The organism is Shinella sp. 20P9.1.1 (assembly GCF_057798995.1).
Genome location: NZ_JBYOLC010000004.1, coordinates 1 through 22443, shown reverse-complemented (window position 1 = coordinate 22443; position 22443 = coordinate 1). Strand labels below are relative to the sequence as shown.

The 22443-nt window shown below is 62.5% G+C and carries 19 protein-coding genes and 1 pseudogene; 1 reads left to right on the top strand and 19 read right to left on the bottom strand.

The features are described 5' to 3' along the window. Positions 1-8: 8 nt before the first annotated feature. Positions 9-4877, bottom strand: a complete 4869-nt coding sequence (locus AC27VQ_RS08155) for a M10 family metallopeptidase C-terminal domain-containing protein (RefSeq protein WP_488715888.1) — start codon at positions 4875-4877, stop codon at positions 9-11. Positions 4878-5275: 398 nt separating this feature from the next. Between AC27VQ_RS08155 and AC27VQ_RS08150 the strand changes: the two are divergent. Continuing rightward, positions 5276-5544: pseudogene (locus AC27VQ_RS08150) on the top strand (FAD-dependent oxidoreductase); the annotation flags it as partial. A 30-nt stretch (positions 5545-5574) separates the two neighbouring features. On the opposite strand, the gene AC27VQ_RS08145 reads toward AC27VQ_RS08150, so the two are convergent. The 18 genes from AC27VQ_RS08145 to AC27VQ_RS08060 form a co-directional block, all read right to left on the bottom strand. Continuing rightward, on the bottom strand, positions 5575-6339 hold the full coding sequence (locus tag AC27VQ_RS08145; protein WP_488715887.1) for an SDR family NAD(P)-dependent oxidoreductase: 765 nt from the start codon (positions 6337-6339) through the stop codon (positions 5575-5577). A 20-nt stretch (positions 6340-6359) separates the two neighbouring features. Further along, on the bottom strand, positions 6360-6944 hold the full coding sequence (locus AC27VQ_RS08140) for a helix-turn-helix domain-containing protein (protein WP_488715886.1): 585 nt from the start codon (positions 6942-6944) through the stop codon (positions 6360-6362). 119 nt (positions 6945-7063) lie between these two features. After that, entirely contained in the window at positions 7064-7831 is a 768-nt protein-coding gene (locus tag AC27VQ_RS08135) for an SDR family NAD(P)-dependent oxidoreductase (protein ID WP_488715885.1), read from the bottom strand. A gap of 21 nt (positions 7832-7852) precedes the next feature. Then, on the bottom strand, positions 7853-8554 hold the full coding sequence (locus AC27VQ_RS08130; protein ID WP_488715884.1) for an ABC transporter ATP-binding protein: 702 nt from the start codon (positions 8552-8554) through the stop codon (positions 7853-7855). Beyond that, on the bottom strand, positions 8493-9317 hold the full coding sequence (locus AC27VQ_RS08125) for an ABC transporter ATP-binding protein (protein WP_264222795.1): 825 nt from the start codon (positions 9315-9317) through the stop codon (positions 8493-8495). Before AC27VQ_RS08125 ends, AC27VQ_RS08130 begins: the two co-directional genes overlap by 62 nt. Continuing rightward, a complete protein-coding gene (locus tag AC27VQ_RS08120; protein ID WP_488715883.1) occupies positions 9293-10288 on the bottom strand; it encodes a branched-chain amino acid ABC transporter permease in 996 nt (331 codons plus the stop codon). Before AC27VQ_RS08120 ends, AC27VQ_RS08125 begins: the two co-directional genes overlap by 25 nt. 3 nt (positions 10289-10291) lie before the next feature. After that, positions 10292-11242, bottom strand: coding sequence for a branched-chain amino acid ABC transporter permease (locus AC27VQ_RS08115; protein ID WP_313530592.1), 951 nt, complete (start codon positions 11240-11242; stop codon positions 10292-10294). A 68-nt stretch (positions 11243-11310) separates the two neighbouring features. After that, positions 11311-12429 (bottom strand): branched-chain amino acid ABC transporter substrate-binding protein, encoded by a 1119-nt coding sequence (locus AC27VQ_RS08110; RefSeq protein ID WP_488715882.1) that lies wholly within the window; start codon positions 12427-12429, stop codon positions 11311-11313. 134 nt (positions 12430-12563) lie between these two features. Then, entirely contained in the window at positions 12564-13325 is a 762-nt protein-coding gene (locus AC27VQ_RS08105; protein WP_488715881.1) for an SDR family NAD(P)-dependent oxidoreductase, read from the bottom strand. A gap of 53 nt (positions 13326-13378) precedes the next feature. Further along, the gene (locus AC27VQ_RS08100; protein ID WP_313530600.1) at positions 13379-14074 is read right to left on the bottom strand and encodes an acetoacetate decarboxylase family protein; all 696 of its coding nucleotides are present in this window, start codon (positions 14072-14074) and stop codon (positions 13379-13381) included. Between the two features lie 87 nt (positions 14075-14161). Beyond that, on the bottom strand, positions 14162-15595 hold the full coding sequence (locus AC27VQ_RS08095; RefSeq protein WP_488715880.1) for an NAD-dependent succinate-semialdehyde dehydrogenase: 1434 nt from the start codon (positions 15593-15595) through the stop codon (positions 14162-14164). 25 nt (positions 15596-15620) lie between these two features. After that, positions 15621-16724 carry a Zn-dependent alcohol dehydrogenase gene (locus AC27VQ_RS08090; protein WP_488715879.1) on the bottom strand — a complete coding sequence of 368 codons (1104 nt, stop codon included), beginning with the start codon at positions 16722-16724 and terminating at the stop codon, positions 15621-15623. Positions 16725-16776: 52 nt separating this feature from the next. Then, the gene (locus AC27VQ_RS08085) at positions 16777-18303 is read right to left on the bottom strand and encodes an AMP-binding protein (RefSeq protein ID WP_488715878.1); all 1527 of its coding nucleotides are present in this window, start codon (positions 18301-18303) and stop codon (positions 16777-16779) included. Between the two features lie 51 nt (positions 18304-18354). Continuing rightward, a complete protein-coding gene (locus AC27VQ_RS08080) occupies positions 18355-19128 on the bottom strand; it encodes an enoyl-CoA hydratase/isomerase family protein (RefSeq protein WP_421590364.1) in 774 nt (257 codons plus the stop codon). A 132-nt stretch (positions 19129-19260) separates the two neighbouring features. Beyond that, a complete protein-coding gene (locus AC27VQ_RS08075; protein WP_421590366.1) occupies positions 19261-20100 on the bottom strand; it encodes an IclR family transcriptional regulator in 840 nt (279 codons plus the stop codon). A 75-nt stretch (positions 20101-20175) separates the two neighbouring features. After that, complete coding sequence (locus AC27VQ_RS08070; protein ID WP_313530613.1) at positions 20176-20871, bottom strand: GntR family transcriptional regulator; 696 nt, start codon at positions 20869-20871, stop codon at positions 20176-20178. A 26-nt stretch (positions 20872-20897) separates the two neighbouring features. Then, entirely contained in the window at positions 20898-21647 is a 750-nt protein-coding gene (locus AC27VQ_RS08065) for an amino acid ABC transporter ATP-binding protein (RefSeq protein ID WP_488715877.1), read from the bottom strand. A gap of 1 nt (position 21648) precedes the next feature. Then, positions 21649-22443: amino acid ABC transporter permease (locus AC27VQ_RS08060; RefSeq protein ID WP_488715876.1), on the bottom strand; the 795-nt coding region annotated here is incomplete at its 5' end.

Here is a 22443-nt window from a genome sequence, read left to right as displayed (position 1 = left end):
CGCGTCGGTTACAAAAGGAAATCATCTGTCTTTAGATTAAGCGCAACGTCGATATGCAGGACGAAATCAGCTTTGCCGTTGCCATCGATATCTCCATAGACATAGGTGTCAGCCTTCGTCTTTTCGTAGCGGAGTTCGCCGGCGGCATTTGAGAACTTGGCTGCGCCGATGAAGGTGAAGGCCTGGTCTCCCGCCTTGTTCAGGTTCGCATCGATCGCGGTAAAATCGATCAAATCCTTCTCCTTCTGCGAGAAATCGAAGAGCGTGTCCGTCACCGTTTTCGACGTGCCGAGTTCCTTGACCGACCGGAAGACGAATCGATCGCTGCCGGCGCCACCATAGAGGCCGTCGAAGCCGAGCCCGCCGGTCAGCCGGTCATTTCCCGCCCCGCCCGAAAGCACATCATCACCCGCACCGCCGTCGATGACATTGGCCTTGGTATCGCCCGTGAGGCGGTCAGCATAAGAGGAGCCTGTCAGGTTCTCGATGGACGAATAAGTATCCCCCTTGGCGTCGCCCGTATTTATCGAGGGTTTGGCGAGGCTTGCCACGACCCCCGCCTTTGCGCCAGCATAGGAAGCGATGTCGATGCCATTGCCGCCAAGGAGACGGTCGGCGCCGGCCCCGCCGATCAGCACGTCATTGCCGTCGCCGCCTTCCAGGCTGTCGTTGCCGGCATAGCCATGGAGTGTGTCGTTGCCGGCAAGCCCGACGATCCGATCCATGCCGATACCGCCCTTGAGCACCTCGCCCTTCGCCGTACCCGTGATCGTTTCCAGAATATCCGTAACCGTGATGGTGAAAACCTTCGTCACCTTGTGCAGGCCGTCGAAGACCTCGATCGTCACCGTGTCCTTCTGCATCTTCTCGTAATCTATCGCCTTTGCCGTCACCAGCTTGGAGCCCGAAAGCTTGAAGAGGCCACCTGCCGTATCGAGAAGCTTGTAGCTCAGCGCCTTGCCGTCCGGATCTTTCGACGCAAAAGTTCCGACAAGGGTTCCGGTCGCGACGTTCTCCTTGACGGCAGTGCCTGAGAGCGTAGGCACCGTGGGCGCCTCGTTGACATCTTTCACGCTCACCGCGAGCGCCTGCGTATCGATCAGTCTCCCGTCGCTGACCTGTACGATGAGGTCATAGACATTGTTCTTTCCGCTGTCCTTCGGGGTCTCATAATCGGGCGCGGCCTTGAAGACGAGCGCACCGGTTCGGGCATCGATGGTGAAGAACGCCTTGTCCGCGCCGCCGACGATGGAATAGGTGAGCGTTGCCGCCTCCTTGTCCGTTGCCCGAACGGTCGTGACGGCCTTCGTGTTTTCAGCAATTGTTATTGACGCAGTCGCACCGCCACCGTTGGAAGTGATGACGGGGTTGTAATTCGCCGTATGGGTGACGAGATCGTAGGTGAGGTTGGAGAAGGTGACGGTCGTCAGCCCCGTGATGCCATCGACACCGGCGGCGACGAACGCTTTAAGCTCGGTATAGGTCAGCGCCTTCAACTCATTCGCGGTCATATCGATTTCGACACGATCCACGCCGGCGGCATGCAATGCGCTGCCCGTTGCCTTGGAGAGCGTTTTTGCCTCGGCATAGCTGATCTTTACCGTCACGGTATCGGCGGCCGTGAAACCGATGCCGGCGTTGACATAAGTCTGAGCGGCGGCAAGCGTCAGGGTGAGCTTGTTGTCGGAGGCATCGATCCGGTCGACATGAATGGCCGCCAGCCCGATGAGATCGAGCGTATCCGGGTCGCTCAAGCTCGCCGAGGATGCGGTGACGACAATGGTGTCCGCTGCGGCGAAGACGATTTCCGAGGCCGCAAACTGGTTTGCCTGCGCAAGGGTGAGCGTCACGGCGCCGTTGGTGACATCGACTTCGCTGACGCTCCTGCCTGCGAGATTGGCGATGTTGGCAAGTGACAGACCCGCAATGACGCTGCCGCTATCGACCAGCCGTAAACCATCGATCCCCATCTCACGATAGCTGGAAACGTCCTGGAAACTGAGCGAAAGAAGGTTTGCAGCGGTATCGGCGATACGGGCAGTGAAGTCCGAATCCAGCGACAAGCTCGCGCTTCTCACCCTCTCCGCCGTGGCGACGGCGAGGTCCAGACTGGACTGTGTCGTGGTAATTGCAGCAACGCCAAAAGCCTTCGCCAGGGCAAGATCACTGGCACTCGTTGCTGAAAGCGATGCGGCCGTTACGCCCATGACGACCCGGTCGTCGCTGGCGAAGTTCGCATCCGCCGCCGCATAGGCCTTGATCGCGGCAAGCGAAAGCACGACCTTGTTGTCGGTCACGTCGAGTATCGTGATGCCAAGGGCGGAAAGCCCGGCGATCGCATCGGCTGCGAGCGCGGCGAAATTGGCACCGGCATCGTGGACCGAAATGATCCCGTTGAGGGATTGTACGTCGATACCGTGCTCCGCATAGGCAGCGAATTGCGAGACGGTGAGCGCCAGGGCCTGCTCGACGACCACCTTGGAAACGCCGACCGCCGCGAGATCTGCAATGTCGCCGGCACTGAGGCTGGACAGCGCCGCGACACCGTCGGAGAGATGAACCAGTTCATCCGCGGCGAAGCTGATCCCACCGGCAGCGAAAGCCTTCACCTGCGCCAGGGAGAGAACGGCCGGTTCCGTTTCCGCGGCATTGGTATCGATTTTCGTGATACCCCATTCGGCCAGTTCGGCGATTTCCGCCACGGTCAGATTGACGATGTTGAACTTGTAGTCGGTCAGCGTCAGCACATCCGATGCCGCAAAGCGCACGCCGATACTGTCGAGATAGCGGTATCCAACCAGGCCGAGGGTGATCTCATTCTCTGTGAGGTCGATGATCTTCATGCCGAAGGCTACCAGCGCGTTGATATTGCTATTCAGCGCTACGAGCTCAAGGAATGTCATCTCGACCGTCGCCACATCACCGCTGGCCAGCGTGATGCCTGCGTCGAGGTAGGCCATGGCCTGATCCAGGGACAGTGTGATCTTGTTATCACTGACCTCGAGACTGGTCACGCCGAGCGTCTTCAGCGCGACGATATCGGTGACCGATAGCGCTTCAATCCCGTGTCCCGTGTCCATCAGCGTGACGGAGCCCGCCCCGGTGATCTTGAACCCCTCCATCGCACGCATTTCGGTGAGAATGGCCTTCGAAAGCCTGACGTCGCCGCCGTCGCTGACCTTGAAGGTTTGCACGCCCAGCTCGGCAAAGTTCGCAATATCTGCAAGCGTCAAGCCGTTGACGGCGCTGGCGGTACTCTTGAGCGACACCTTTTCCGTGTCGTGCGCAAGCCGCAGGGACAGCACGCTGGATCCATTCGAAGAGTCGGAAAGCCAGGTGATGAGAATATCCGCATTTGCCAGAACGGTTATGCTGGGTTCCCGCTGCGCGTTCGATTCCGTTCCGACCCGGATGGCGTCGCCGATCTTCCCGCCATCCCGACCGAATATCTGAAAATAGGCGTGGCTCTCGCCACTGTCGGAGTTTGTCGCCCATGCCACGGCGAAGCCGCCATCCGGCAATGCGGTGATTTTCGGTGCATACATGTCGTCCGGCGTCGGCGCAGCAACGGTGAGTTCGCCGCCCACCGGATTTCCCTGCGCGTCATATTTCTGCGCATGAAGTGAAGTGACGGAGGTTGCCGGTTTGAAGGAAAGCCAGGTTGCGACGAAACCGCCATCCGCGGTGGCGGCGATCGATATGTCGGCCTGGCGGTCCGTGGTGTCGGTGTTGGCCGTCTGCGTGTCGCCGATCCTGTTGCCTTGACCGTCGAACATCTGCCAGCGCACATCGCCACTCTGCCCGATGGCCGCATCCTCCCAGGTCCAGGCAAGGACGAAGCGGCCGCCCGACAGGGCGGTGACCTCGGGATAATAGCCTTTTTCGGAGCCCGCGGTGACAAGGGAGCCGACGATGGTTCCGTCGGCCGCGACGATACGGGCCTCGACCCCGAGATCCTCGGTCATCCAGGTGAAGACGAAACTGCCGTTGGAGAGCGCTTTGACGCTGAAAGACCGCATGCCCTCTTCATAGAGATGCGCGCCGAGCGTGAGTTCACCGCCGACAGGTTGGCCATTGGCCCCGAAAACCTGGGCCGTGGCGCTCCAAAGATTGGAACCGTAGGATAACCACGTAACGGCGTAACCGCCGCCGGCCAAGGCCACGATCGTGGGATGCTGCTGCTCGCCTGTTGTCTGCGTGTTGACCAGCGTCTCGCCGCCCAAACGGTTGCCGTCGGCATCGAAGCGCTGCAGATAGACACCCGCGCCGTTGGAATCGCGCCCTTGCCAGGCAACGACGAAGCCGCCATCCGATAATGCGGTGATCGTCGGATCGGTTTGCTGACGGGTGACATCGGCATGTACCGTGAAGTCGCCGCCGCGCTTGTTGCCATCCGTGTCGAAAAGCTGGACGTGGACGTCGCCCTGATTGGCGGAAGAGCGCCACGTGACGACATAGCCTTCGTTTGCGAGTACCACCACCGACTGGTCTGCCTTGGGATAGAAGGAGCCGATGTTGTTGACGAGCGTTGCCGCTTCCTGCGTCGAAGTCACGCTTTCATAGCGGGTGGTAACTGAAAGACCGCCATTGGCGATGGCGTTGATCTGCGAAAGGTCGAGTTCGAGGCCGCGGTCTGTCGCCACAAGAGACGCGGCCCCCATGGTTGCAAGTGAAGCGATGCCGTTGGCATCGACCGCCTCTATGTTCTCCGCCGCATCAAGGATGGTTATGGCGTCGCCTGCTGCGAAATGCACGCCCGCCGCAACGAGCTGCGCTGCCTCAGCCACCGTCAGTAAAGCTTTGTTGTCACCCAGATCGATTTCCTGCGACGGCAGGCCGGATTGGATCTTGGACTGGATTTCGGCAAACGTGCTCATGTCGGCGCTTCCTGGGATTCGTATCGAATGCGCGGCACGGGCACTTACAGGCCACGCCGCATCGAAGGCCGACGTCGCTGTCGCGTCGCCGCCTGGAGAGTAGGATCTTTCTGTCCGGGGTCCGAATGACGAGGCCATGCTTTGCCTGCAGACATTCGGAGGTCTGTTTCACATCAGCAATGCAACGGCGGCGCCCGAAGGCGGTAAATAACTGATTTCATGGAATGTCCTCAGAACCTGCTTCCTCATAGCCAGTGGAGAGGGGCAGGATCAACACAAGAACCGGCGCACGAGCGGATGAACCCAAAATTGATTCACATTCCGATAGAAACAGAGTTCATGGTGCGAGAACGCATGACAATTCGACCTTGGCACGGAAAGACGAATTTGATCCCACGATGCTGGACGAGCGGGCAGTATCGTTTGCGATCGACCATTGCGTCATCGGCGGGGTGTCGTGGGCTTGGCAAAAGCCATGCGGCTGCTCGAAACCTATTCCGGCAGCAGCCTTCTCCTTCTCGAAAAGGAAGATGCGCTCGGCCGGCCCCAGACCGGCCACAACAGCGGCGTCATCCATGCCGGCATCAATTATCCGCCCGGTAGCCTGAAGGCGGAACCGTGTTGCAAGGGTGCGGAGGCCACCAAGGCGTTCTGTCCGGAAAACGGTTCCGCTTCGAGGTCTATGGAGCGCCCTTCCTCACTTTGCGAGATATCCGCCGTCAGCTTCAAAGCATGCGCCGGTGACGAAGGACGCGGCATCGGAGAGCAGGAAGAGAATGACATTGGTGATCTCGTCCGCCTGCCCGACCCGCTGCATCGGATGAAGGGCGGCTGCGGCGTTGCGCTTTTCGTCGCTCAGATGGCCGAGCAACGGCGTGTCGATGAAGCCCGGCGCGACGGCGTTGATGCGGATGCCCTGTGCTGCATGGTCTAGGGCGGCCGCCTTGGTGAGGCCGATCACGCCATGTTTGGCCGCGGTATAGGCCGGCTGGCCAGGAAAACCGCGAAACCCCATAATGGAAGAAACATTGACGATGGATCCGCCGCCACGCGCCAACATGGCCGGAACCTGGTGCCGGACGGCGTTGAACACGCCGGTCAGGTTGACCGCGATGATCCTCTCCCATTGCTCAGACGGATAAGACGCCGTTTCGCAGCGCGGCAGGTCGATGCCGGCGGAATTGACGGCGAGATCGAGGCCACCGAAATGGTCGACACCACGCACGACGGCGTCCTCCACACTTGCGATCGCCGTGACGTCGACTTCGACCGCCAGCACGTTCTCCGGTGCGAGTGTTTCGGCAAGAGCGTCAAGACGTACCTTGTCCCGATCGGCGAGAACGAGCTTTGCACCGAGATCGGCCAGTCTGTGGGCGGTTGCAGCGCCGATGCCCGAAGCAGCGCCGGAAACGAAGGCGACCTTGCCCGAAAATGCCGCGGGGTCGAAAAGGGAAGATGCCATGCGTGCCCGCCTGCCGTGATCTACTTGTAAACGCCGACCCAGATGATGATGGTCGGTTCGGTCTTCGAGGGATTGTGGGAGCGATAGGTCGATGAGCGGTCGAAGCGGTAGCTGTCGCCCTCGAAGAGTTCGAACTTTTCCTCGTCGACCCAGAGCTCCAGGCGCCCCTTGAGGATGTAGCCGTATTCGGCGCCTGCCGTCGGCACGTTCTTGGGTTCCGTTTCAAGACCGGGTTCGAAGGTCGACATCATGAATTCGACATCGGAATCGAGTTGCGGCGTCAGGAGTTCGGTTCGCGCGCCCCGATGCAGCATGAAGCGACGTTGCCCGCTGCGAACGACGACATCCTTTTCGCGCTCGGCCTCCGGCTGCTTCTCTTCCAGATCGACGAACCAGCTCATCGGCACGCCGAAGATCGTACAGGCCGCGTAGAGATCCTTCAGCGTCGGTTGCGACAGGCCGCGTTCGAGCTGGCTGACATAACCCGTCGAGCGATTCAGCCCTTCGGCAAGCTGCTGGATGGTGATGCGCCGCGAGCGTCGAAGCTCACGCAGCGTCTTACCCACATGATCGGGCGTCGGGACTTCGAAAACAGAATTGGACATCGAGCATAACCTGATAAATTCACTTGAATGATGGAATTGATCAAACACTTCATCGAAGTCAACGCCAGCCTTAGATTGCAATCACCGCCGGGTCGGTTGTCCCCATCTACCGGGTCATTTCAGCCAAACGTTCCCGCCGTGGTGCCGCCATCCAGCATATAGACCATGCCGTTGGCATAACTCGCCTGCGGCGACAGCAGGTGGCCGATGGCATCGGCCACTTCGTCCGGCCTGGCGAAACGGCCGAGCGGCACGCGGCGCTCGTAAAAGGCGCGGTCGTAGCCGCCGCCGCTTTCCTTAAGGAGACCGTCGGCCATGGGCGTGTCGACGAAGCTCGGGCAGACGACATTGCTGCGCAGGCCCTGGGAACCATGGTCGAGCGCCATGCAGCGGATCAGGCCAACCACGCCATGCTTGGATGCGCTGTAGGCGGCGTAGCCACGCGAGCCGCGCACGCCCGAGTCCGAACTGACCGCGACAAAGGCGGAGGACGGGTTGCGCAACAGGTGCGGAACCGCATGCCGCGCCAAAAGGAACGGGCCCGTAAGGTTCACGGCCAGCGTGATCTCCCAGGTCTCGTCGGTCAGCGTCGTGACATCGCCCTTTCGCGCGACGCCGGCTGCGGCGACTACGCCGGAGAGAAAACCGTGCGCCTCGATGGCTCCGCCGACCGCAGCGGCGACGTCGGCATCGGAGGCGGCGTCACCCGCCACCGCGACCACCGCCGCACCTTGGCTCCGGCAGGCACCTGCCACCTCCGCCATTGCCGACGCATTGCGGTCGAACAGGGTGAGCGCAGCGCCGCCTTTCGCAAGGCAAAGCGCAGTTGCCCGCCCGATCCCGGAGGCCGCGCCGGAGATCAGGATGGAGGTCTCGGCTTTTGACATGTTTCCTCCTGGAATCCCTGGTCAGGCGCCGAGATAGGCGGCTTTGAGATCGGGATCGTTGAGCACGTTGTTTGCGCCCCCCTCCACCGAGCAGCGGCCGGCATCGATCACATAGGCATAGTCAGCGATTTCCAGCGCCACCGCCGCGTTTTGCTCGACGACGATGAGGCTGATGCCGGACTTCGACAGCGTGATGATGATCTCGAAGATCTGGTTGATGATTTTTGGCGCAAGCCCGAGCGACGGCTCGTCCAGCATCAGGAGTTCGGGCGTCGCCATCAGCGAGCGGCCGATCGCCAGCATCTGCTGCTGGCCGCCGCTCATGCGGCTTGCCAGCGAATGACGCCGCTCCTTGAGGATCGGGAACATGTCATAGACCTGGGTCCGAATCTCGTCGAAGCTGCGCCCGCGGCCGGGAATGTAGCCTGCCAGCAGGTTCTCCTCGACCGTCAGCCGCTGAAGAATCTGGCGACCCTCGGGGCAATGGGCGAGACCCAGGCGGGTGATCTCTTCCGGCGGCAGGCCCCTGATCGGCCGGCCCTTGAATTCGATCTCGCCGGAATAGATCTGCGTCAGGCCGGAAATCGAGCGTAGCGTCGATGTCTTGCCCGCGCCGTTCGCGCCGATGATCGTGACGATCTCGCCGGCGCGGACTTCCAGATCAATGCCGAACAATACCTGCGTTCGCCCGTAGCCCGCCTTGAGCCCGGCGACTTTGAGCAAGCTTGCGGATGTCGTCGAGTTCTTCCGTGGTTCCAAGATAGGCCTCCTGCACTCTTTCGTTCGTGCGCACCAGATCCGGCGTGCCGGAGCAAAGCAGCTCGCCATAGTTCAAGACGTCGATCCGGTCGGAAATGGACATCACCATGTCCATGTCGTGCTCGACGAGGATGATCGCGCGGTCTTCACGTTTCAGGCCGGCGATCATCGCCGCCATGTCCTTTGTTTCGGTATGGTTGAGACCGGCCGCCGGCTCGTCGAGCAGCACGATCGGCGCTTGCGTGACGAAGGCGCGCGCCAGTTCCAGGATCTTCTGGCGTCCGTACGGCAGGTCGCCTGCCAGAACATCCGCCACGTCCGACAGATGGAATTCAGCGAGGCAGGCATGGCAGATCTCGAGCCGCTCGGCCTTGCTCAGCCGTTTCGCACCGGTAAGGAAGGTCAGCCACGACTGCGGGAAGAAGCAGACCTCGAGATTTTCCAGAACCGTCATGCCGTCGAAGAGGCGGAGGTTCTGGTAGGTGCGCGACACGCCGAGCTGGGCGATACGGTGCTTGGGCAACCGGTTGAGCGCCGTCGCACCGAGCCGGATCGTGCCTGACGTCACAGAGTAGGAGCCGGCGATCATGTTGACGACGGTCGATTTGCCGGCACCGTTCGGCCCGATGATCGAGTAGATCGAACCGACGTCGAAGGACAGCGACAAGTTCCGGATCGCGACGAGTGAGCCGAAATGCTTGCTTACGTTTTCGAGGGCGAGAGCCATAGGGTCCGGACCTTTCGAATGATGAAGCCGAGGTTGAAGCGGGGCGAAACGAGGCCGCCGGGGCGAAGCACGATGACGGTCACGAGCACGACGCCGTAGATAAGCAGGCGGTATTGCGCGGCGAAATGCAGGACTTCCGGCAGGATCACGAGCACGATTGCCCCCGCGATGACGCCGACGATATTGCCGACGCCCCCGATGATGATGATCAGGACGACGAGTAGCGATTCCTGGAAGGTGAAGCTTTCCGGGCTGACGAAGCGCTGGAACGAGCCGAAGATCACCCCACCTGCCCCGCCGATCGCCGCACTGAGCGCGAAGGCCAGCAGCTTCAGCGTCGTCGTGTTGATGCCGAGACCGCGCACCACATCCTGGTCCTCGCGCAGCGCCCGCCAGGCTTTGCCGAGGATCGAGCGTTCCATGTAGTAAACGCCGGCGCAGACGATGACGGTCAGCGCGAGCAGCAGCCAGTAGAAATGCACCGGGCTGGTCAGCGGCAGGCCGAAGAGGTTTGCCCGGTCGAGGCCGGCAATGCCCTGCGGACCGTTGGTCAGCTCATCGGCATTGTTGATGGCGATGCGGATGATTTCACCGAAGGAGAGCGTGACGATGGCGAGATAGTCGCCGCGCAGCTTCAGCACCGGGAAACCGAGAAGGACCCCCGCTATGGCACCGGCCGCCGCCCCTATGAACAGGATGACGATGAACGGCAGGTGGATGTCGAACTGCCCGCTGGCGAGCAGGGCATAGGCATAGGCGCCCACCGCGTAGAAGGCGATGAAGCCGAGATCGAGCAGACCCGCATAGCCAACCACGAGGTTCAGACCGACGGCGAGGATGATGTAGATCAGGATACTGTCCACGACGCGGACGTAATAGGACGGAAGGTACGGCACCAGCGCCAGCAGAACCACGCAAAGCGCGAGAACTGCGAGAAGGCCGAGCCGCCGGGCGATCACCGAATTCCCCATGGGTCAGTAATCCTTCTTTGCGACGGTCGTTTCTTCCGAGACGGTCTCGCCGAGCAGGCCGGCGGGCTTGAACAGAAGAACGAGGATGAGGACGGCGAAGGCGAAGACATCGCGATATTCCGTGCCGATATAGCCGAAGGAGAGGATCGGCAGGAAGGCCGTGCCGAAGGTCTCGATCGCGCCGAGCAGGAAGCCGCCGAGCATGGCGCCGGGAATGGAGCCGATGCCGCCGAGAATGGCTGCCGTGAAGGCCTTCAGGCCGATGACGGAGCCCATGGTCGGCTGCATGATGCCGTAATAGGAGGCGTACATGATGCCCGCCATGGCGCCCAGCCCGGGGCCGATGAAGAAGACGAGGCTGACGGCACGGTTGACGCGGATGCCGAGCAGGCTCGACGTCGTCCAGCTTTCCGACGCCGCGCGGATCCAGATCCCGAGGCGCGTGCCGTTGACGAAGAGCGTCAAGCCCACCATCAGCAGGACAGCGGCAGCGAGGATGCCGAGCTGCACCGTCGTCACCATGCCGCCGAGCGCATCGATCGGCGTGCTCGGCACGATCGCCGGGAAATGCACCGGCTGCGGACCGACCGTCACACGCACCGCGCTCTGCAGCACGATGGACATGCCGAGCGCACTCAGCATCGGCGCAAGGCGGCCATAGGCGCGCAGGGGCCGGTAAGCGAAGCGCTCGATCGCCACGCCAAGCAGGCCGACGATCACGAAGCTCGCGACGATGGCAATGGCGGAGTCCAGCACCGGGGCCAGGCCACCGAGACCAAGGAGACCGCTGAAGAGGAACGTGTAGATATACGGCCCGAGCATGAAGAACTCGCCATGGGCGAAATTGATCAGGCGCATCACGCCGTAGACCATCGTGTAGCCGAGGGCGATCAATCCGTAGATCGCACCGATAGCGAGCGCGAAGATCAGCTGTTGAAGAAAATAGTCGAACAAGGGAATCGCCTTTGTGACGACGGGCCGGCACGGACTGCGCCGGCCCCGTTGAACAAATGTCCGGCTGATTACTGCTTGATCAGCTCGAACTTGCCGTCCTTGACGACGTAGAGGTACATCGGCGCGGTGGTGTTTTCACCATTCTCATCGAAGGCGACCGGGCCGAGCAGAGTTTCGACCGTCACGCCATGCAGCTGGGCGAGAACGCCTTCGCGGTCAAGGCTTTCGGCCTTTTCGACTGCAGCGGCCATCACCTGCGCGTTGGCGAAGCCAAGCGAGGCATAGGGACCGGGTGCGCGGCCGAAGCGGGCCTGATGGCGATCGGAGAAATCCTTCAGTTCCGGCGAGGAATCATAGGGCGGAAGCTGGAAGGTCATGAGCGCGCCCTCGGCGGAGGCCGCACCGACCTGCGTGATGAAATCGACGGTGAAGCCGATATCGGGGCCTATGAACTGGGCCTTCAGGCCCTGCTCGCGCATCTGCTTGAGGAACAGAGCAAGCTGCGGCATGCCGGCACCCATATAGACGACGTCGGGGTTTTCCAGCTTGATCGAGGCGATGAGCGCCGAGAAATCGACGTCCTCGGGGTTCGTGCCGTAGATGCCGGAGACCTTGCCGCCACCAGCTTCGAAATTGTCCTTGAACACGCCGGCAATGCCCTGGCCGAAGACGGTCTTGTCATGCACGAGCACGGCATTCTTCAAGCCGAGCTTTTCGGTGACGTATTTCGCCGGCAACGCGCCCTGCACGAAGTCGTTGGCAACGGGGCGCACGACGGTCTTGAAGCCCATGCGCATGAGTTCCGGGTTCGTGGCGGGCACGACCTGCGGCATGCCGCATTCCGAGTAGATGTCGAGGGCCGGCATGGTGACGCCGCTGTTCATGTGGCCGATGACGCCGATGACGGCGCTGTCGTCGCAGAACTGCTGGGCGACGAGCGTGCCCTGGCGCGGGTCGGCGCGGTCGTCGAGCGGGCGGAAGACAATCTTGTTGCCCTTGATGCCGCCCTTCTCGTTCAGCTGGTCGAAATAGAGCTGGGCGCCGTCGATCTGCGACTGGCCGAACTCGGCCTGCGCGCCGGACATCGGCGCACTACCGCCCAGCACGATATCGTCCGCCAGCACCGGCATGGCGCCGGAGGCGAAGAGGAGGGCTGCGGCAGAAAGAAGTATACGGGTTCTGTTCATTTTGGTTCCCCTTTTGCTCGTTGAGATTCGTTGCACGGAACTCCCGTCCGGGCAACGCATGCGTGAAATTATTAGCTACATTCTTCACGATAGTGACCAGGCGCACGACTACCTGAAGTTTCCCGTCGCCCTCCTCATTTCGCGAGATAACCGCCGTCCACCGCCAACACATGGCCGGTGGTCATTGCCGAGGCCGGTCCGGCCAGGAAAATCATGGCGGAGGCCACTTCGTCCGGTTCTGCCAGGCGCTTCAGCGGCGTCAGGCTGCGGATCTTTTCCATCTGCGCCCCGTCGATCATCAAATGATCGATGAGCGGCGTACGGACCCAGGTCGGCGCCACCGCATTGACGCGAATGTCGTTGTCGGCCCATTCGACGGCCAGCGTCCGGGTGAGGTTCACCACGCCGGCCTTGGTCGATTGGTAGGAGACGTTCGGATGGAGACCGCCGCCCGAAAAGCTCATGATCGACGCCGTGTTGATCACCACGCCGGGAATGCCGCGGGCAATCCAGGAGCGGGCGGCCGTCCGCGAGCACAGGAACATGCCCGTCAGGTTGACCGAGACGACGCTGTTCCAGTCCTCGATCGCAAGTTCGGTCGAAGGGCGGCGGATCGAGATGCCCGCATTGTTGACGAGGATGTCGAGGCCGCCGGCCTCCTGTTCCGCCGCGGCGAAAACAGCGAGAACGTCGGCCTCGTCGGTCACGTCGAGGGCGAGGGCCGTCGCCGCACCGCCGGCCTCCCGCACCTCCCGGCAGACGGCTTCCGCCGCCGTCCGATCCCTGTCGAGAACCACCACATGCGCCCCGAAAGCGGCGAACATCAGCGCCGCAGCGCGGCCGATGCCTCCACCGCCACCGGTGATGAAGACCCGCTTTTCATCGAGTCTGAACATCTTTTCGGGCGCTTTTGCACACATCATGTGTACGGTTCCCTGTTAATTCCGCCTCAGCCGACGATCTTGCCGAAGCCGAGGACGAAGTTGGCGACGATCATTTCCGCGCCGACGATCTCGCGGATCTGGAAATCGGAGAACGGATCGCTGGCGCTGCCGCCGACCTTGATCTCGGCCGTGCCGAGAGCGTGGCGAAGCGTTTCGGACTGCCCGAGCGAGTTCTCGATGATCTGCGTTTCGACCGCCGCACTTTCCGGCGAGGGAATGATGCGGGTCTGGAAACGCGGATGCAGAGCCGGCTTCTCGAAGGCCGGGCCATCGGCCTTGAAGTCGATCTCGATCAGCGAGGTGCCGCGGCGCGAGAGCTTGGCCGTGACTGCCGTATCGCTCGCCTTCCACGCCACTTCGCCCATCTTCTTCGGATAGCCCCAGACCTCGCGGCCGACCGCCATGGAGTCGTCATTGGTGACGATCTCGTACAGCACGTGACCGCCCGGGCGACCCTGGTAGCTCATCGGCACGACGATGCCGCCTTCCGCATAGGACCCAAGCGCGCCACCGGCCGGCACGTCCATGATGAAGAATTCGATCACGTCCCCCCGAACCTCGAACTGCGCCGGCAGAGCCGCGCGGATCGCCGCTTCGTCAACGCGGCAGAACACACTGACCTTGCTGAAGGCTTTGTAGTCGAAGGGCGGCGCCTGATAGAGGGGCGCGCGCTGCGGGAGGGCATAGGCGTTCTGGGACATGGCGGAGAGGGTCTTTCCTGTGCGTTCACTTCAATGTCGAATTCACACCAATGAAAAAATGAAGTCAAGATTTCATTTTGATGATTTTCACAAATTCGTTTGTGAAACGAACTTGACCGTTTGGAACGTCTCCAGCGCCTCGGGACCGCCCTCGGAGCCGTAACCGGAATCCTTCACGCCATTGAAGGGAACCTCCGCATAGGCAAGGCCGTAATCGTTGATCGAAAGCATGCCCGTTTCAATGTCTTCGGCGAAACGCTGCGCATGTCTCTGGGAGCGTGTGAAGGCATAAGCAGCCAGGCCGAACGGCAGCCGGTTCGCCTCGGCGATCGCCGCATCCACCGCCGCGAAACGGTTGACGACCGCGACAGGCCCGAACGGCTCCTCGTTCATGATCGCAGCGTCCAGCGGCACGTCGGCCAGCACCGTCGGCTCGAAGAAGAAGCCGGCGTTGCCGATGCGGTTGCCGCCGGTCAGCAGGCGGCCGCCCTTTGCGACGGCGTCGCCGATCAGCCGGTCCATGGCGTCGAGCCGGCGGGCGTTCGCCATCGGCCCCATGTCTATGCCGTCGGAAAGCCCATCCCCTACCCTCACGGCCTTGGCCGCATTGACGAAATCTTCGAGAACATTGTCGAAGACAGGCTCTTCCACGAGCACGCGCGTCGGCGCGATGCAGACCTGACCGGCATTGTGGAACTTGTGGCCGGCCAGCATCGAAACGGCGGACGAAAGGTCCGCATCGGCGCAGACGATGTACGGCGCATGGCCGCCGAGCTCCATCGTCACCCGCTTCATGTGGGCGCCGGCGAGCGCGGTCAGATGTTTGCCGACCGGCGTCGAACCGGTGAAGGACACCTTGCGGATCACCGGATGCGGAATGAGGTATTCGGAGATGTCCGACGGCACGCCGTAGAGCAGGTTGATCGCGCCTTCCGGGAAACCGGCATCGGCAAAGGCGCGGACCATGGCCGCACAGGAGGCCGGGGCCTCTTCCGCGGCCTTCAGGATGACGGTACAGCCGGCGGCAAGGGCCGCGCAGATCTTGCGGATCGCCTGGGCGACCGGATAGTTCCAGGGCGTGAACGCGGCGACGACGCCGATCGGCTCCTTCATGACCATCTGCTGCACGCCGGGCTTGCGCGCCGGGATGATGCGGCCGTAGGAGCGAATGGCCTCTTCCGCGAACCAGCGGATGACATCATCGGCGTTGCGCAGTTCCGAGCGGGCTTCGGCGAGAGGCTTACCCTGCTCCATGGTCAGGATGGGCGCGATGTCCTCGATGCGGGCGCGCAAATTGTCGGCGGCTGCATGCAGCAGTTTTGCACGCTCGCGCGCCGTCGTCTTGCGCCACTGTTCGAAGGCTTTGGCGGCGGCGGCAAGCGCGCGATCCATGTCTGCGGTCGTCGCTTTCGCAACGCGGCCGATTTCACCGCCGGTCGCCGGATTGAGCACCGCGAGCGTTTCGCCGTCCGTGCCGTTCGTCCATTCGCCGGCGATGAAGAGTTGGGTATCGGGATACATGATCTGTCTCGTTCGATTTCGTCGGTCAGCGGTCGAAGCACACAAGCGTGCGGGCAAGAACGCCCTGCTTCAGCCAGCGGAAGGCCTCATTGATCTGTTCCAGCGGCACGCGTGCGCCGACCTGGCGGTCGAGGTCAAAACGGCCCGCCCGGTAAAGGCCGAGGATGCGTTCGAAATCACGCTCCGGAACCCCGCCGCCATAGTTGCTGCCGATGATGCGCTTCTGGGTATTGGGCAAGGTCGAGGCCGGCAGGGAGACCATCTCGCCCTTCGCCGCGATGCCGACGGAAATCACCGAACCGCCGAGCCGAACGCTGTCATAGGCAAGCGCGATGGCTGCCGGCCGTCCGGTGCAGTCGATGATGCTGTCGGGTCCGCGGCCACGGCTCAGCGCCTTCAGTTCCGCGGTGACATCCTGCGTTGCCGAATTCAGGAAGTGCGTCGCGCCGAACGAGCGGGCGACCGCGTCCTTGTCCGGATTGATATCGATGGCGACGACCGCTTCCGCCCCGGCGACCGACGCCGCATGGATGGCGTTGATGCCGACACCGCCGACACCGATGACGCCGACGATCTCGCCGGGCTCGACGCGCGCATCGTTCACCACGGCACCGAAACCCGTCGTCACCGCGCAGCCGACGAGGGCTGCGACCTCGAAGGGAATGTCGTCCTCGATCTTGGAGCAGCCCGCTTCCGGCACGACCGCAAGCTCCGCAAAACTCGAGACGCAAGTGAAATGATTGACCGGCTTCTGCGCGCTGCCAAGCCGGCGGGCACCCTTCCAGAGCGTGTTGCCGCCTGCAGCCTCGCCATAAGTATCGCACATGGTCGGCAGGCGCTTGTGGCAATAGAAGCATTCGCCGCAATTGGGCGCCCAGGAGAGGATGACGTGGTCGCCCTTCTTCACCTTCGACACCGCCGAACCGGTGCGCTCGACAATGCCGGCCGCTTCATGGCCGAGGATAACCGGCAGCTTGGGGCGCGACTTGCCCTTTGCGGCGCTGAGATCGCTGTGGCAGACGCCGGTCGCGATGATGCGCACCAGCACTTCGCGATCGCCGGGATCGGCGATCGGCACATCCTCGATGACGAGGTCTTCGTTGAACGTGTAGAGAACGGCGGCCTTCATTCTGACTGTCTCCCCTTGGGGTATGCGGTTTCGTGCGTATCGGGACCGGACCTTATCGGCCGGTGCGCTGCTGCCTGTCCCAGCTGCCTTCGACGGATGCGGGCAGCCGGTGTTTCATGATGCGCTGGCTCGGCGTGCGCTCGAAATCCTCGACTACGGCGAGGTAGCGCGGGTTCTGGAACGGCGCCAGACGCTGGGCAAGCCAGTCGGAGAAGGTCGGATAATCGATGGCGGCCCCTTCCTTCGGCTTGATGAACAGCTTGATCTCCTGTTCGCCGACCTCGGCTTTGACGCCGATCAGCGCACAATCCTCGACCATCGGATGGCTGCCGGCGACATGCTCCACCTCGAAGGCCGAGACGTTCTCGCCCTTTACCCGCACGCTGTCCGTCAGGCGGCCGAGGAAATAGAGGTTGCCGTCTGCATCGATCATGCCGAGGTCGCCGGTGTGGAAACCGTCCGGCCGCAGCGCCTTGGCGGTCGCCTCCTCGTTGCGGAAATAGCCGGCGAAGACCGCGCCCGCCTGACGCGGATGGACGACGATCTCGCCATGCACGCCCGCCGCCACGGGCGCACCCTGTTCGTCGAGAATCTCGACGGAAAGCCACGGCACGGGCGTGCCGACCGAGCCGAGCACGCCGGCCGCGTTGAACGTGGTGATGCTGGAGGATTCCGTCATGCCGTAGCATTCGCGCAGCGGCGTGCCGAAGCGCTCCTCGAAGGCGCGCCAGATATCGCGCGGGCACCCGCCGCCCCAAGCGACGCGAACCTTGTGGTCACGGTCGCGCGCACTCTCCGGCTGTTTCAGGAGGATCTGCAACACGCCGCCAAGATAGTGGATCTGCGTCGCGCCGCAGTCGCGCACCTGATCCCAGAAACGGCTGGCGCTGAAGCGCTGCACCATGGACAGCGTGACGTCGCGCAGCAGCGGGATCGGGATGAGCTGCGCGCCGCCGATGTGATAAAGCGGCTCCCAGACGAAGAAGACATCGCCATCGCGCGCATCCGAGCAGAGCATCGCACCCTCCGCCGCATAGCGCAGCATGCGATGGGTGACGCGCACCCCCTTCGGACGGCCGGTCGTGCCGGACGTATAGTTCAGCGCGAAGAGGTCATCGGCAGACGGCAGCGGCTCGACGAAGGCATGATCGCCACTGGCAAGCCGGTCGAGCGACTCGGTGTCGCCCGCCTCCGCGACGAGCTGGAACACCGAGGTGTCGGCACCGCACTCCAAAATATTCTGGAAAAGATCGCGATCGGCGAAGACGACGCGCGGATCGCAATGTTCCAGGATGTATTTCAATCCATCGCCGCGCAGCTGCACATTCACCGGCACCCACACGGCGCCGCACTTGGCGATGGCAAACAGCACGGCGAGGCTGTCGGGGCTGTTGCGCAGCATCAGCGCAACGCGATCGCCCTTCTCCACACCAAGGCGACGAAGCGCGACCGCAACACTGTCCGACTTGCGATGAAGATCGGCAAAGGTGATCGGTTCGCCGTCGAACGTCGCATAGATGGCGTCGGGCGAAGCGGCGGCCCGAGCCGGCAGGCGAGAAATGAAACCTTGGTCTTCCACGCTACAATCCTGAAAAGTCATTGATCTTGAAAAGCGGAGGGCAGGCGCGGCTCAGCCGGACTTTGCCTTGGATTTGGCAGCGAGGAACTGTTCCATCATGCGGTTGGGCTCGCCATCGCCATAGGCGATGCGCTGGTTGCGCACGCCGGCTGCAAGCGCGTCGCGGAAACGGGCTTCGGTGACTTCACGGAAGCGCTGTTTGTTGAGCTTCATGGCAAGCCGCGGCTTGGCGGCAAGCTGTTCGCCAAGTGCCAGCGATGCTTCGAGCACCTCCTCGCGCGGGACGATCCGGTTGATGAGACCGATGGCGACGCATTCCGCCGCCTCCATCATGCGACCGCTGAGGGTCAGGTCGGTGGTGCGCGCAAGCCCGATCATTTCCATCATGATCCATGGGCCGGTCGTGCTGGCGATGCCGGAATTGATCTCTGGCTGCCCCATCTTCACGCCATCATGGCCGATGCGGAAATCGCCGAGCAGGGTCACCTGGAAGGCCGAGCCGGCGGCTAGGCCGTTCAGCGCCATGATCAACGGCTTGGAGAGGCTGCGGATACGATCGTAGAGCCTTTCCCATTCGCCGATCCAGAGTTCTGCGCGATCGGGGTCGAAAGTCTTGGTCTCGTTGAGATCCTGCCCTGCGCCAAAGGCGCGTTCGCCCGCCCCGGTGATGATGATCGCACCGACGGCGGCGTCTTCTTCGGCCGCCTCCAGCGCCACCATGAGATCAAGACGCATCTGGGAATGCCAGGCATTGAGAACCTCGGGACGGTTCAGCGTGATCACGCGGCAGGCGCCACGCTGCTCTGTCAGAATGAAATTTGTCATGCGATCCATCGTATTGTATTGTGATACACAGTATCGTATTTCAATACATGAAATTGTCAACGGCCTTTTTCACGGCGCAAAAAATCATTCACCGGCAGGCCGGCGAAGGCTTAAAAGTCGTCTTTGAAGACGTCAGAAGGTGGAGGATGCCTGCGAGATCGAACGCGTGGCGGCGACGACGAGCGGCGCGAATGTCTCTTCCGCCTTTTCGGGCGTGTAGCGCGCGTTGGAAACGCCGATATTGACGGCGGCAACCGGACGGCCGGTCTGATCGAGCACTGCGGCGGCGACCGAGAGATCGCCGGGGAAGAATTCGCCCCAGGTCGTGGCATAGCCGGCATTGCGTGCGGCATCCAGCCGCTCGACCAGAGCATCGACGGTGTGCACCGTCTGCGGTGTGAAGGCCTGCAAGGGCGACCGCTCGATGAGCGACAGGGCTTCCGCGGCCGGCAGTCGGGAGAGGATCGCCCGGCCCGGCGCCGTGCAGAAGGCCGGCATGCGGGTGCCGACGACGACATCGGTGTTGAGCATATGCCGGCTCATGAAGCGGGCGGCGAAGACGATCTCCGTACCGTCAGGCAACGTCAGGTTCACCGCCTCCTCCGTCTCGCGGCTGAGATGGAGAAGATAGGGCATCGCCTGGTTGACCAGCGGATTGGCGGTGATGAAATGGCGCGCCATTTCGAGGCTGCGCAGGCTGAGCTCGAAACGCTTCGTCACCGGGTCCTTTTGCAGGTAGCCCAGTTTGTTCAGCGTATGGGTAAAGCGTTGCGCGGCACTCTTGTCGAGGCCAACATTCGCGCCGATCTGCGCAAGGCTGAGGCTCCGGTTGGTACCGTCGAAGGCCTCCAGGACCCGGAACGCCTTTTCCACCGACCGCACCATGAGCGGATCGGTATCGTCGGCACTCTTCGGGTCATCGGAGGACAAGTTCGTCACCTTGGCAATCGCTTCGTCGCCACGGGGCGGCATCGCAGAACCTGTCTCGTGTAACCCGGCCTCCCGGTATCGGCAAGCCCGCCGGATTTCAACAGGTCGCCCGCCAGATCAGGCGGAGCCCTTGAAGAGCAGGTCGCGCACGCGGTCGGAATCGTGTGCGACGTGCTGGCGCATCAGCGCGCGGGCTCTTTCGCTGTCTGCGGAGAGGATCGCATTGGCCAGCGGACGGTGATCCACCGCTTCCGGCACTGGTGAGGGGGCGCTCTGATTGCAGAAATACCAGAGCCGGAGGGCGAGGTTGAAATTCTGCGTCAGCATGGCCGCCAGATAATCGTTGCGTGCCATCCGGTAAATGCGCCGATGCAGTTCGGCATCGCCGGCGATCTGCAGGGAGATGTCGGTCTCTTCGACAAGCCTATCGGCCAGTTTGGCGAGCGCCTGCCGCTCCTGCGGTGTGGCGCGCATCGCCGCCAAAGCTGCCGCCAGCCCCTCGATTTCCAGCCGTATCTCCTTGATCGACTGCTGGTCGCGCAGGCCGATATCGGCGGCGAAGATGCCCCGGCGCGGATAGATGACCACAAGGTTCTCGCCTTCCAGCCGCCGCAGCGCCTCGCGGATCGGCGCGAGGCCGATCTCCAGTTCCACCGTGAGTTCTCGCTCGTTGAGGGGTTGCAGCGGCTGATAGTGCAGGCGAACAAGGCGATCGAGCAGGATGCCATAGACCTTGTCGCTGAAACGCTCTTCCGATTTCGCCGCCTTCTCGCTACCGGAAAGCATGGCCGCGCCGGCCGCGATCGTCACCATCTTACGTCCTTCATATGCCTGCACCTTCAAAGCCGCCCCGCCGCTGTCACCCGGCGCAGGAAGGACTGGGTCGCCGGCTCGCGCGGGGCTGAGAACACCTGTTCGGGCGGCCCCTCCTCCAGAATCCTGCCGGCATAGAGAAAGCACACTTTATCGGAGATTTCCCGCGCAAAACTCATCTCATGCGTGGTGAGTAGCATCGTCATGCCCTGCTTTGCCAGATCGCGCACCAGATCGAGCACTTCCATCACCAGTTCAGGATCGAGCGCCGAGGTGATCTCGTCGAGCAGCAGCACGTCCGGCTGCATGATCATGGTGCGGGCAATGGCGACGCGCTGCTGCTGGCCGCCGGAAAGCTGGTCGGGAAAGGCACCCGCCTTGTCGCGCATGCCGACGCGCTCCAGCATGGCAAGCGCCCGCGCCTCGGCCTCCTCCCGGCCGCACGAACCGGTCGTGACCAGCGCGACGGTGCAATTGCCGAGCACCGACATATGCGGAAAGAGATTGTAGCTCTGGAACACCATGCCGATGCGGCGACGTAGCGCCACGTGATCGATGCCGAGGCCGGAAATCACCTCGCCGTCCAGCCGGATCTGGCCTTCCTGGATATCCTCCAGCCCGTTGAGGCAGCGCAGCAGCGTCGATTTTCCCGATCCGGACGCGCCGATCAGCGACACGACCGAATGGCGCTGGATATCGAGGTCGATGCCGTCGATGACGCGGAATTTGCCGTAGGACTTGCCGATGCCCTTGAGTTCGATGAGCGGTTTTTCCATCTCAGCGGCCCTCCTTGCTGTCGGCGCGAGCGACGAGATAGTCGACAAGCCGGGTCTGCGGAATGGTGATGGTGATGAACAGGATGCAGACGACCGTGACGGACGACAGGTTGTAATAGTTCGCCGAATAGATCTTGGCCTGAGTAAAGGCATCGACGATGCCGACGATGTTGACCAGCGCCGTATCCTTCTGGAGCGCGATGAAATTGCCGAGCATGGGGCCTGCGATGCGACGCATCGCCTGCGGCAGCACGATGAGGCGCAGCACCGCGCCGGGCGGGATGCCGAGCGACTGGGCAGCGGAAATCTGGCTGTGATGGATGCCCTTGAGGCCGGCGCGGAACTGCTCGCCATTATAGGCCGCATAGGTGAGCGATAGCGCGACGATGGCATAGAGCATCGGATCGCCGTCGCTGAGAACGGGAATGCCCATCAGCGGCACGCCGAAGCAGACGAGATAGATGATGACGATGGCCGGCAGGCTGCGGAAGATATCGACGTAGAAGACGCAGACGGCGCGCACCAGCACGAAACTCGATCCCTGCAGGGAACGCCCGATCGCCAGCATCAGACCGAGCAGCATGGACAGGACCTGGGCGGCGACAGCAATCGAGATATTGGTGCCGAAGGCCTTGGTGACGTCGATCAGGCTGGCGAGGATGACGTCGCCGCGCAGGAAGGTCTTGTAGACCACCGCGTCGTTGATGGTGAGAAAGGTGGCGATGGCCAGCACCGGCAGCAGGAAGCCGCCGACGCCCATCGCCGTGAAGGCATGGTGGCGCGCATGGGCGGCCGC

Coding starts and splice junctions, on each gene's coding strand:
- AC27VQ_RS08095 (WP_488715880.1), bottom strand. CDS start 15,595: ATGTATCCCGATACCCAACTCTTCATCGCCGGCGAATGGACGAACGGC.
- AC27VQ_RS08065 (WP_488715877.1), bottom strand. CDS start 21,647: ATGGAAAAACCGCTCATCGAACTCAAGGGCATCGGCAAGTCCTACGGC.
- AC27VQ_RS08105 (WP_488715881.1), bottom strand. CDS start 13,325: ATGTTCAGACTCGATGAAAAGCGGGTCTTCATCACCGGTGGCGGTGGA.
- AC27VQ_RS08075 (WP_421590366.1), bottom strand. CDS start 20,100: ATGCCGCCCCGTGGCGACGAAGCGATTGCCAAGGTGACGAACTTGTCC.
- AC27VQ_RS08120 (WP_488715883.1), bottom strand. CDS start 10,288: ATGGGGAATTCGGTGATCGCCCGGCGGCTCGGCCTTCTCGCAGTTCTC.
- AC27VQ_RS08090 (WP_488715879.1), bottom strand. CDS start 16,724: ATGAAGGCCGCCGTTCTCTACACGTTCAACGAAGACCTCGTCATCGAG.
- AC27VQ_RS08135 (WP_488715885.1), bottom strand. CDS start 7,831: ATGTCAAAAGCCGAGACCTCCATCCTGATCTCCGGCGCGGCCTCCGGG.
- AC27VQ_RS08145 (WP_488715887.1), bottom strand. CDS start 6,339: ATGGCATCTTCCCTTTTCGACCCCGCGGCATTTTCGGGCAAGGTCGCC.
- AC27VQ_RS08155 (WP_488715888.1), bottom strand. CDS start 4,877: ATGAGCACGTTTGCCGAAATCCAGTCCAAGATCCAATCCGGCCTGCCG.
- AC27VQ_RS08100 (WP_313530600.1), bottom strand. CDS start 14,074: ATGTCCCAGAACGCCTATGCCCTCCCGCAGCGCGCGCCCCTCTATCAG.
- AC27VQ_RS08110 (WP_488715882.1), bottom strand. CDS start 12,429: ATGAACAGAACCCGTATACTTCTTTCTGCCGCAGCCCTCCTCTTCGCC.
- AC27VQ_RS08070 (WP_313530613.1), bottom strand. CDS start 20,871: ATGGTGACGATCGCGGCCGGCGCGGCCATGCTTTCCGGTAGCGAGAAG.
- AC27VQ_RS08080 (WP_421590364.1), bottom strand. CDS start 19,128: ATGACAAATTTCATTCTGACAGAGCAGCGTGGCGCCTGCCGCGTGATC.
- AC27VQ_RS08140 (WP_488715886.1), bottom strand. CDS start 6,944: ATGTCCAATTCTGTTTTCGAAGTCCCGACGCCCGATCATGTGGGTAAG.
- AC27VQ_RS08125 (WP_264222795.1), bottom strand. CDS start 9,317: ATGGCTCTCGCCCTCGAAAACGTAAGCAAGCATTTCGGCTCACTCGTC.